The organism is Pseudoalteromonas sp. SG43-4 (assembly GCF_014164325.1).
GTDB lineage: Bacteria > Pseudomonadota > Gammaproteobacteria > Enterobacterales > Alteromonadaceae > Pseudoalteromonas > Pseudoalteromonas distincta.
On the sequence record NZ_JACJFB010000003.1, the window covers coordinates 286,176 to 298,060 of the forward strand.

At 36.9% G+C, this 11,885-nt stretch carries 7 protein-coding genes; 4 read left to right on the forward strand and 3 right to left on the reverse strand.

Features of this window, described 5'->3' with window-relative positions; translation table 11 throughout:
- Positions 1-108 precede the first annotated feature (108 nt).
- Complete coding sequence (locus H5160_RS05075; RefSeq protein WP_182736990.1) at positions 109-1,896, forward strand: metallophosphoesterase; 1,788 nt, start codon at positions 109-111, stop codon at positions 1,894-1,896.
- Here H5160_RS05075 and H5160_RS05080 read toward each other — a convergent pair.
- The 3 genes from H5160_RS05080 to H5160_RS05090 all read right to left on the reverse strand — a co-directional run bounded on the left by H5160_RS05080 (position 1,893) and on the right by H5160_RS05090 (position 6,341).
- Positions 1,893-4,748: a TonB-dependent receptor gene (locus H5160_RS05080; RefSeq protein ID WP_182736991.1), complete on the reverse strand. Its 2,856-nt coding sequence runs from the start codon at positions 4,746-4,748 to the stop codon at positions 1,893-1,895. The two genes, H5160_RS05075 and H5160_RS05080, sit on opposite strands and share 4 nt — an antisense overlap.
- A 24-nt stretch (positions 4,749-4,772) precedes the next feature.
- Positions 4,773-5,750, reverse strand: a complete 978-nt coding sequence (locus H5160_RS05085) for a FecR family protein (protein WP_182692786.1) — start codon at positions 5,748-5,750, stop codon at positions 4,773-4,775.
- Positions 5,751-5,813: 63 nt separating this feature from the next.
- Entirely contained in the window at positions 5,814-6,341 is a 528-nt protein-coding gene (locus H5160_RS05090) for an RNA polymerase sigma factor (protein WP_182736993.1), read from the reverse strand.
- A gap of 595 nt (positions 6,342-6,936) precedes the next feature.
- On the opposite strand from H5160_RS05090, the gene H5160_RS05095 reads away from it, so the two are divergent.
- From H5160_RS05095 to H5160_RS05105, 3 genes are all read left to right on the forward strand, one after another.
- Positions 6,937-7,185 carry a YfhL family 4Fe-4S dicluster ferredoxin gene (locus H5160_RS05095; protein WP_010554958.1) on the forward strand — a complete coding sequence of 83 codons (249 nt, stop codon included), beginning with the start codon at positions 6,937-6,939 and terminating at the stop codon, positions 7,183-7,185.
- Between the two features lie 215 nt (positions 7,186-7,400).
- Positions 7,401-8,114, forward strand: coding sequence for a metallophosphoesterase (locus H5160_RS05100; protein ID WP_182736994.1), 714 nt, complete (start codon positions 7,401-7,403; stop codon positions 8,112-8,114).
- A 397-nt stretch (positions 8,115-8,511) separates the two neighbouring features.
- Positions 8,512-11,433 carry a TonB-dependent receptor gene (locus tag H5160_RS05105; protein WP_182736995.1) on the forward strand — a complete coding sequence of 974 codons (2,922 nt, stop codon included), beginning with the start codon at positions 8,512-8,514 and terminating at the stop codon, positions 11,431-11,433.
- Positions 11,434-11,885: the final 452 nt, after the last annotated feature.

Sequence of the window (11,885 nt, forward strand, 5' to 3'; positions counted from 1 at the left end):
TTAATAAAAGTTTCATAATAGAAAAGCATGTTTATAAAATTTTATGTCCCCTTTTATCCATTACCTCGCTCTAAATAATGAGTGAAATAAAAACGGGATAAAGCCATCATGATTAGAGTCAAAGTACTATGGTTAGCACTATGGATTGGGTTATGTATTACATGCAAAGTAAGTGCTATTGAGTACTTTGAGGTTAAAAGTGCGTCGCAGATGGAGACGGTTAAAGTGGCATTTTTAGCTGATATTCATCTACATGATATTTTTGCTAATTTACATGACGTAGATAATATAGAACTACCAAAGGATGTTACCTCAAAGCAACCATTACTAGTGCGTAGTATGCTTGCCCAGCTTCATTCAACACGTCTTTTTAATGAAAATTATTTTGTTTTTTTACATGTATTAGATGAATTAGCCGAAAAAAAAATAAAACTAGTCGCCTTACCTGGCGATTTTACTGATGATGGTCAACCTATTAATGTGCGGGCACTGGCGCGTATTTTAGGTCATTATGAAAAGAAATATGGAATGCGTTTCTTTGCCATACCGGGTAATCACGATCCCGTAAAACCATATACAACACCGGCAGGTAAAGCGGACTTTTTAATGGCGCAAGGTAAAGAGTTTGGTGTTTATAGTTATCAACATGAAAAGTGTATGGCTAAGCAGTCTGTATGTGATGATGGTTTAAAAAACTGGGGATACGCTGAAATACTAAGCACACTCAATGACTTTGGGTTTAGTAAACATAAAGGTGATGTGCTATATGAAACGCCTTATAAAAACCGAGAGTTTATATGGTGTAACCCCAATAACAAAAAACACTGTATCACCATGCCCGATGCGAGTTATTTAGTTGAGCCTATAAAAGGGGTTTGGTTAATGGCAATTGATGCCAATGTTTATGCACCGCAATGGCAAAACTCACCGCTCACTTTTAAAGGGTCGTCTGGTGCTGGCTATAATGCTTTAATTGATGCAAAGCGTCTATTGTTAAAGTGGATAAAAACGGTTGTAAAAAGAGCCAAAACGCAAAATAAAACACTGGTTGCATTTAGTCACTTTCCAATGGGGGAGTTTTACGACAATGCAAATGACGAATTACATAAAGTGTTTAGCCGTGGTCATTTTTCTCTACCAAGAGTGCCAACACCACGTACAGCAAAAATACTGGCAGATACAGGGTTAACGCTCCATTTTGCAGGGCATATGCATTTAAATGATACGGCGCTGATAACCAGTAATCAGCACTCCCAGTTAGTTAATGTGCAAGTGCCAAGTTTAGCGGCTTACAAAGCGGCTTATAAAGTTGTAGAGCTAAATTTAGCTAAGCAAACCGCGCTTATCAGTACTCATACATTAGACGATGTGCCGGGGTTTAATAACTTATTTAGTTTATATGAAAAGGAATGGCAATACCGTAACCTGCATAATCTTCATAATTTTGACCGCACTATTTTGAGCTCAAAGAGTTATGGTGATTTTACCAAGCAACATTTATTTGGGCTGATTAAACAGCGTTTTTTAAAACGCGATTGGCCTAAAAATTTAGTGGCATGGTTAAATGACAATCATCATTTAGCCGATTGGTTTACAAATATGCAATGTTTAAATGAAGCACCGCCTAATTTGCTCTCTCAGCTTGAAGCTGTATCGACAAAAGAATGGCTTCAAGATTTTTATTTATTAAGAAATGGTGATGTAACAGCAGATATAACAGCTAAAAAACGTATTACTTATCAACAACTAAATACTTTTTTAGCACAATCGACATGTAAAACAGATACGCAAATACAGCAATACTTAGCCCTGTTAATAAAAGTAATGGCAAAATTTAGTCAACATACCCAGGGGGAGAATTTCCGCGTTGATTTAAAAACAGGAAAAATCATTTAATACTGATAACTCAACCCTAAGTAAAAGGTACGTCCACTTGTGGTTGAGTTGTAAGCTCTGAGGGTTGAATTACTGTATTGTCGCTCTTGTTCATTACTGAGATTAAATGCGCTAAATTTAAGTTTCCAATAATTAGAAAAATAATAATTTACACTTGCATCCCAATAGGTGGTCGGCATAAATCCGGTTTCGTTTTCATCGAGTAAAAGGCTGCCAGCACGCACTAAATATTTATCTCTAAAAATAGCGCCGAGTTTAAAATTGAATTTAGGGTGGTCGTAAAAAATCATACTTGATGCGGTAATTTTAGATAAAAAAGGCAGGTTTTTTTTAAATAAAGCAGTGCCACTATTTGAGTCATAATAGGTGACTTTACCTTTATTATAAGCCGCTTGTATATTAATGCCCCAATCAGAATTATGTATTAAGTAGTTTAAACTTACCTCGGCTCCCCACTGATAGGCCGTTTCTGCATTACTTAGCCAAAGTAATTGACTATCGGAGGTTGTAGGCGGCGAATCTTCAAATAAAGGCGCTTGTGTTGTGACTATGTAATCCTCTAGATCTTTATAAAAAAGTGATATGTTAAACGAACTGCGACTACTAAAATCAGCCTCTAAGGAAATATCGCTATTATAAGATAAGTAAGGTTTTAGATTTGAGTTAAATATGTATTTTGTACTATTGGGGGTATCGTTTGAGCCATCAAAATTGAGTGAATTTAGTAATGGTTTTGAATAGTTTTTAGAAAGTCCTGCACGAAATCGCCAATTATCGTTAATAAAATATGAGCCATTAAAAGTTGGAAGCCATAGACTATACAAAATCGGAGAGTAAGGCGCTTGAGTGTAAGATGTTATAGATTCTGATTGGTAACGTACACCTATATGAGCCTCCCATTTTTCTTGCTCTGTACTTAATAGAGTATAAGCACCTCTGCTATATTCCTTTATATGTTCAGCTTTAGTCGTGATTAAAAAATTATTGGCTTGTACATTAAATGGGTCAATGCCATAAAGCTTAAGTGCCTCATTAGTGTTTATTTTTAACCACTGCTGTTTTTTATGTGCATTTTGCGATGAAACATACGATGCAGGAAGGTCAATTAATTGTTGTGGTGTATCGGATATTTCATTAAAAAAAATATCGTTTTGCTGTGCGTTATTCATTTTATTTTCAAACAGAGTCCAGTCAGCCCCAAATTGAAGAGTTATTAAACTATTAACGTCATATTGAAAATCTAATTTTGCGAAGGTGTACTCACTATTTGAATTGTATTGCTCTATATCACCATGATGCATTTGCCACATCGTCGGATTTTTCAAGTTTTCGCTGTACTTAATATCTGCATAAAATGGCGTTTTACGATAATCAATTGTAACGTCACTTACACCTTGAGTATAAATTTTATTGCTGTAAGGAATGTCATACTTTGAGCGCTCGTTTCCTAATATGGCGTTTATTTTCCAATTTTTATCTAGTTGCTGGGAAAGTGACAGCACGCCTTGCTGATATGCCGTATTTATTTTTTGAGTTCGGCTTTCGGTTGCCACGCGTGCATTTTCATAACGTGCATACTCAAGCTCATTATTTTCATTAGCTTGAATGTCTTTAATTGTTGTTAGTCCTTTAATTATAGGCGTTGACTGATCCCCTCTAGGGTATAAATGATATTCATGCCGCTCTCCTTTTAAAAAACCTGAGAGCATATCAAAATCAAAATGCGTGGTTTCATTTTTGTACTCTACAGATAGGTTTGCCCCAAATCGCTGCTGGGTTGCTTGCCATACCGAGTAGCGATTACCGCGAGGGATTATATAATCGCCTTGAGTTAAATGCTGAGCTTGTGATTGAGTTAACGCCGAGAGATCAGCGCCTTCTATGGCAATATTTCGCCAGCGAAATGTATTAGCGCCTTGCTCTAACGATTCTCTGTTTGTGTACGCAACGCTTGCAAGTACCCCCCAATTATTCCAGGTGTTAGAAATTAAGCTTGAATAACGCGTTGCGCCAGTACCTGTATAGTCGTTGTAGCCAAGCTCAGGGGTAATAATAAATTTAAACCCCTCATTATCTAAGGGGTTTATAGTTTGCAGTGCCATAGTACCAGATATTCCACCTGCTATTTTGTCGGCTGAATAGGCTTTAATTACATGAATTTGTTTAAATAGTTCGGCAGGTAATATATTGAAATCGAAAGAACGATCGCGCTGTTTTTGCACTCGGCTATCCATCGGTGAATCGTTATTTGCTAATACAGGCATGCCGTTAAGTGTTACCAAACTAAAATCAGGATAACTGCCACGTATTGATACTTGGCGTCCTTCGCCAGCTTCGCGAGTAATGGCTACACCCGAAATATACTGTAAGGCTTCAGCCAAGTTAGTATTTGGTATATCGGTAATATCTTGTGCTGAAATTGCTTCGCTAATCGTTTTATTATTGTGTTTTAAGTTTCGTGAGCGAGCCAACGAATAGCGGATACCCTTTACTGTTATTTCTTCAAGTGTTTCGTTATTGGTCGTTATTTTTTGTTGAAAAATAACAAAACCCTTGTCTTGAATTTTATATGTTAACTCGCTGCCTATTAATAAAAAATCTAGTGCTTGAGCAAGTGTATGATCGCCAATTAAGGTGGATGTAGTTTTGTCGTCGATAAGTGAAGGGTTACTACTAAAAGAGACTGCATATGCATTTGCTACTTCTCTTAAGCTGTCACTGAGAGAACCGGCAGGTATATAAACAAACGTATGTATGTTTTTTGCGGCACTTGGCATTGCTGTTAAGCAACTAACAGCAATAAAAAAGTACACTAAAATACGTTTATCTAATGTACATACATGTTTTAGCATAAGAGTTTAATCAACATACTTCATTTAAGGTCGCGTTAAATGAAGTTCGTTGCTCTTTTTTTCTACATTCCAGTTGTAAGTAGATGCTATTAGCATAAGGCTTTGTTGCGGCGTTTCGAGATTAAATCGTCCGCTAATTAAAGTATTATTTAGTGCGTTATCTACTTTAATTACCATAGGGCTATAACGCTGCAATTGCTTAATAACAGTGGTTAGAGGTTCTTTTTTTGCATCAATCCAACCCATTCGCCAAGCAGGGAGTTGTGTCAACTGCTGGCTATAATCTACAGCTATATGTCCATTTTTTATAACAGCTTGTTGAGAGGGAGTTAATATCACTTTATCTAAGGCCGAGACTTCTACCCTGCCTTCGTACACTGTTACCACTACTTCATCCTTATTGCGCTCTACATCAAAAGAAGTACCTAGTACTTTAATGCTTGCTTGTCCGGAATTTATTATAAATGGCCGTGTTTTATCTTTGGCTACATCAAAAAAAACCTGTCCTTTTTTTAATTCGATTTGCCTAGAGTGTGGTAGTAAGTGCGCAGTCAACTCACTATCTGCATTTAAGTGTAAATATGAACCGTCATCTAATAACTTAGATACACGTTTGCCTAAACGTGCTTCTAAAAGCTGAGGTAGGTTAGTTTCAACTGCTGTTTTTGCAATAGGTGTTGGTGTAAACGCTTGTTGAGATATAGAAAGCCAGTACACTGCAAAAGCAATAGCGCTAAAACTAGCTGCTAAGGCGAGCATAGGGAAAGCCCTAGAACGTTTAGCATTAGGCGTAATTATTGGAGTCGGTAAACTATATTGTTTAGTGTAAATGTGTAGAGCCTGTTTAACAGCAGGATCGCCAAATACATTGGCTATTTTCTCAAATGCAGCCTTATTTTCTGTGCATTTTAACCAAAGCGATAGTTCTTTACGGTCATGATCATTTAAATCATTAATCCGATCTACCCAATCTGCTGCCTGTTCTAAGCGTTGTTCGTTCATTAAAAAACCTAACCTGCGTTGATTAAATATAAAGAGCGTAAAAGTGTAATAAAGGGGACATTTTTATTGATTTTTTTCTATGTGAAGCGTTATTTGTATCATTGCGCGCGTAATATGTTTTTTTACAGATTCTTGGCTCATATTTAATTGCAGACTAATTTCTTCGCGACTTAATCCGTTAATACGTCGAAGCTTAAATACTTTTCTTCTTAAAGGTGGCAACTCTTCCAACGCACTTTTAACAAGCTCGAGCTTTTGCTCTGTAATTGACTGCGCCTCTGGATCGCTATTATCATCTGTAAAAAGCTCAATATCTTCTGCATTATTTGGTTGGCTTTTATTTTTTTGCCAATCACTATACATAACAGACTTTGCGACTTGATTTATGTACGCCTGAAAGTTTTCAATTTCTAATGTGTCATTTCTATTTAAAGTTCTCAGCAAAGCTTCTTGCACAAGGTTGTCTACGTCATCGGTATTATTTGTTCGACGACTAATGAACTTACGAATATGGCTGATAACGTTTTTTACATCGCTTTGTTCAGAAGAAATATTTAAATTCGATGGCAGGGGGCTTTTAAAAGTCTTCATTACTCAGTCTAGAATTTTATTTTAAATAAATACTAAGTGAATAATATGACCAATTGATTACAGGTACGCTTGGGCGATTAAGTAAATTGAAGTAATGATACGAAGAATAAATTATCATTTAGAGCATCTTAACGCTTTAAATAGGGTTTAATTTTAGGCATAGAGTATTTGAGCAAATAACGTTTTGAGAAAGACTAAATTTTTGGAGGTACTATATTCCCTTGTTATCACTTATTTGAATGTTCTTTTGGCGAGATTAGCGTATGACTAGAGGGCTTAAGCGCTTTTCGGCAGATCAGCTAGTTTTATATTAACTTAAAAAATGACATAGAAAAGTTAAAATAATAGTATCAAACTTAGTAAAAGTGCAGCTATTTTTATTGATTAGGATCAACAAAGCAACAGAGAAAAATAGGCATAATTTATGGCTGAATTTACACCTAAAAATAAAATGGTGAGTTACGAATGTGTGCTACGATTTAATGAAAAACAAAGGTTTTTTATTGAACTTGGATTGTATGAAAAGTAGTCAAAAAACATTTCATTTAAATCTATGTATATGTTTAATAATGATTTTAATTGAAGGGGCTTATTAGTGGCTTTACTCATAAATAGTAAGTGCATTAACTGCGATATGTGTGACCCAGAATGCCCTAATGAGGCTATTTATATGGGCGCTAAAATATACCAAATAGATGCAAACAAATGTACTGAGTGTGTGGGGCATTACGATAAACCTACTTGTGTAAGTGTATGCCCAATTGACTGCATAAAGCCCGATCCTAATAAGCGTGAAAGTTTAGATGAGCTGGCTGATAAGTTTGTGCTGTTGACTAACTTATAACTTGTTCAGGTATTTTGCTAAGCCGCTTTTACTATAGGTTAAAAGCACTACCTACATTACTTATTTAGCTTGTAGCTAAAGCCCGCTGTCATGCATTTTTAGTTTCAATCAAATCTCATTACCTTCATTAATTATCAACTATATTGTGTTACCTTAAGGCTTTATAAACTCAAGTATTAATCTAAGTTTTAGATTGCATTCTATAGGAGTCTATTTTGGATATAGGTATTAACGCTATTCAGGCTGTATCTTCAAAACGAACAATATTTATTAATGATGAGTGCCGAGTATTTGTAATTGGCGATCTTGATGGTGATTTACCTGCCTTAAAAAACGCACTTAATAACGTAAATTTTAACCCTGAAAGAGATACTTTGTTTTGCCTAGGCGATTTTGTTGATCGCGGGGATAAAACATATGACTTATTTACATACTTACAAGCCATTAGGGCATGTATGATATTAGGTAATCATGAGCATTTAATGTTGGAATCATTATTAAGTAATGATAAAGCGGCTTTTAAATTATGGACTGACAATGGTGGCAATTGGCACAAGTCGGTATCAAGTGAAAAGCTCAGTGTTATGTGCGATGAGTTACTAACTAAACCGCTTTCAATAGTACTTGAGTATCGTGGTTGTAAAATTGGGTTGTCTCATACATTTGCACAATCGTGGGATTGGGAAAATTACCCTGATGATAAATCGCTAATTGTGCAATCTTTATTGTGGGATCGCGAAGTAGTTAAACAAAATCAGGTAGTTAAAAGTCATGGAGTCGACTTTTCAATACATGGACATAACTCAACTAAAGCACCTTTTTGGGTGGGCAATAGTTACCATATAGATACCAATTATCTAGGAGGAAAGCCTACACTCTTAGAACTTTCAGAGGTTATTGCTTCGCTTAATAAATCCAACGCTATTTAGCATTGTCACTTTTCAAATATTATCCGGCAGTTTTTCTTTTTAAAGTATAAACTGCCGACTACCACATCAAATTACCCCCTTCGTTTTTTGTATACTCTTAATGATGATTTGTGCGCTGTAGTTATTTTATTGAGCTATTAAATATCACAAAGCCGCTCTTAGTTTTTTAATTGAGAGCTGCTCTGATGTGTGGGCTGGATTTTAACTTTCATTTAATAGGTAATTAATACAGTTATATGAGAGGTTGATTTAATTTAATATTTTTTATTAACAAACGGTTAAGTTTGGCTGTGTAGAATTTGGAAAAATTTTTGCCATTTCGTAAATAATTTACGTAAAAGGATTAACTTCTCGCTTTAGTTTTATATAAGCAGATTTAAATGGAACAGCTCCTCACATGATAGTAGCAAGCATATACCCTTTCCCTTTTTCAACGTTTTGTAAGTCGTCACTGTATGTATCAATTTTTTCTGCTTTGGGTTCTACGTGTGCTTTTGCAGTGCAAGAAAACTCGCAGCACGCAAAAGATATGGAAGTAATAGAAGTACGTGGTATCCGTTCAAGTATGGCCGAAAACTTAGATGTAAAACGTATGTCGGGATCTGTAGTTGATGCCATTACCGCGGAAGACATTGGAAAGTTCCCTGATAAAAACGTTGCAGACTCACTTCAGCGGGTACCCGGTGTGGTAATTGAGCGTGACGGCGGGGAAGGTTCATCGGTTAGTATTCGTGGTTTATCGTCAGAACTTACCTTTACACAACTTAATGGTAATTTTATTGCGTCTTCCCCGGGGGAGCCTTCGCGTTCGTTTGATTATGCTTTGTTACCGTCTTCAATGATTGAAAGCGTCGAGGTTTATAAATCGCCAGAAGCACGCTTAGATGAAGGTGGGGTTGGTGGTACTGTATTAATGCATAGCCGAAAACCTCTGAGTATGGATGCAAACTCAGGTGTATTTAATGTAGAGAGTACTTACGCTGATGTTACAAAAGAGTACGAACCGCAGTTTACGGGTTTATATTCATGGAAAAATGACAACGAAAACTTTGGTGTATTAGTTGGCTATACCTATCAGGAACGGACAAACAGAACGCTTTCGGGCGGTACTGATGCTAATGTATGGCGCTATACTGGCACTGGGCAAGCAACAGATATACATGGTAATACAGTTGATAACAATAACGGTTGGGATACTATTAATGATGCAAACGGCAACAGTTACGATGGCGTTTGGTTTCCGCAAGTTGTTCGAGGTTCTGTTCTTAACGAAAAACGTGAGCGCGAAGGGATTCAATTTAGTTCCCAGTGGCGACCAACAAATCGTTTAGAGCTTGGCTTTAATTATTTTGGTTTTACACTTGGGCAAGACAGAACAGAATCTGTGATTGATATACCAGAGTGGTCTTTAAGTCCTGATTTTTTGACGGATGTAAATCTTGATGAGTCGGGCACTATTGTTACTGGTATGCAATACGATGCAATGGCAAGTGGTGTCGAAAATGATATGCAATTTCCGTGGATGCGTGGCAGCTACGTACGTGAGGAATCTACCTCCCATACCTTTGATTTTAATTTAACCTATGAAGGTGATAATTTTAAAGCGCGCTTTGTAATTGGTAATACACAATCAGAGGGCGGCCCAGAAGAAAGCTGGGAAGCGGCGTATAAAAGTTCTAACGCGGGCGAAAACGCAGCCACTATTCAAAACGCAGCTCAAACGGCTGGCTGGTCGCTCAATCAAAATAATGTGTCACTTAATATCGACCCTAATACATTAGTTAATTTACAAAATGGAGTTGGAGGCGGTCGTGATGCGGGCTCTTCAAACTCAAGCTTTGTACGCAGTGAGCTAGAAGAAGATTACTACCAAGCTGATGTGGATTTTTATGTAGATTGGGGCTTTTTAAAAACAATTAGAACCGGTGTTAAGTACCGCAACTCAATTCTTCACCGTGAAACCGGCAACACCTTCTTTTTAGATCCAAATTTTGATATTGCTGCAGGGGAAGCAAGTGAACAAGGTATTACCCGTTTTGATAGCTACCAATGGAATGGTGGAATGCCATTAGCTCAAAATGTATTTACTAGTGAGAATAATATTGCAGGTGGTTTTGATATAAACCAAATGCCAAGTATCGACTGGAATAAATACCGCGATATTGTCACTGCTAGTTATGTACCTTATACGCGCATTGAAGATAATTTTGTTTACGATATAGAAGAAAAAATATCGGCTTTTTATATACAAGGTGATTTTGAATTTAGTGAAGTCAGAGGTAATTTGGGTGTGCGTGTTGTGCAAACAAAAACACTTACTTCATCTACTGACTTATATACCTACCAATTAGATCACACAAATGATGAAACAGGTGAGCCAGTAACAGGTGACGCTCGTTTTGTAGAAGACTATCAATTAGTCACTCAGCAAAACAAAGACACTCAAGTTTTGCCAAGCTTTAATATAGCGTGGGATGCAACCGACGATTTAGTTATTCGTGGGGCAATAGCTAAAGTAATATCTCGTTCTGACTATAGTGATTTAGGTGCGCAGCAGCGCATTACCTATGTATCAGGTGAATGGGCAGAAGATAGAGCCGCATTTAACGAGCTTCCTGGTTTTAGCGGTAGTGGCGGAAATAAAAACTTGAAACCATTTGAATCAGTTCAAGCTGATTTATCTATTGAGTATTATTATGGCGAAGGTTCTGCTGTTGGGTTGGCACTTTTTCATAAAAAAGTAGATAACTTTGTTGTGCCACTGGTGATCGACGTAGAGCAAAACTTTGCTGGTAAAAATAATATAGTGGATGCAGGGACTATTAATATAGCCCCTTACAGCACTGTAGGTAATGGCACCGATGCAGTATCAAAAGGCGCGGAAGTATTTATTCAGCATGCCTTTGATAATGGTTTTGGCTTTTACGCAAATTACACTTATAACAAAACCAATAAAGCAGATGTAACAATTAATGGTAAAGAATTTGGTCAGTCGGCCTTAATAGGTAGTGCAAAGTATCAGTACAACACCTCTGTTTATTATGAAGGAGATTATTTTAATGTACGTGCTTCTTATAATAAGCGCGGCGAAACAGTACTCGGTTTAAATAGCGGATTAAATGTATACCAAGACCCTTACGAGCAACTCGATGTAAATGCATCCGTAAATTTATACGACGGGCTTAGCTTTACCGCAGCGGTTATTAATTTAACTAAATCTGAATCAGTAACGCGTTTAGGAAATGACACCGATGCGCGATTACTCAATACTAGCTACTCAGGTCGTCGTTTTTACGCGGGCTTTAACTATAGCTTTTAGCTAAATGACTTAATAGCAGGTCTGTAGACAGTTTTTTTTTGATAGCGCAGGCCATAACAAACACTTTAATAAGCGTTAAATGTTAATAAAATGCTGGTTATGTTGTGTTTTTAATGCGTTTAGCTTAAATTCTCAGCGAACAGTGCTTTATTTAAAGTTTTGTCAATAAAACGCTTGCGTAAAAATCTGTTCTCCCTATAATGCGACCCCACTGAGACGGGATATGGCGACGCGCAGCGGACAACTCATAGCGAGGCACGAACTACTCACAGAGTTAAATAAAACTTCGGTTTTAAATCTTCTAAAAAGAAAGTTTAAAACAAAGTGTTGACTCGAAAAATAAAGGGTGTATTATTCGCATCCCTTGAGACGCTAAAGCGACTCAAAACGTTCTTTAACAATATAAAGCAATCATCTGTGTGGGCACTCGTACAGATTGAGTTCTAACAGCC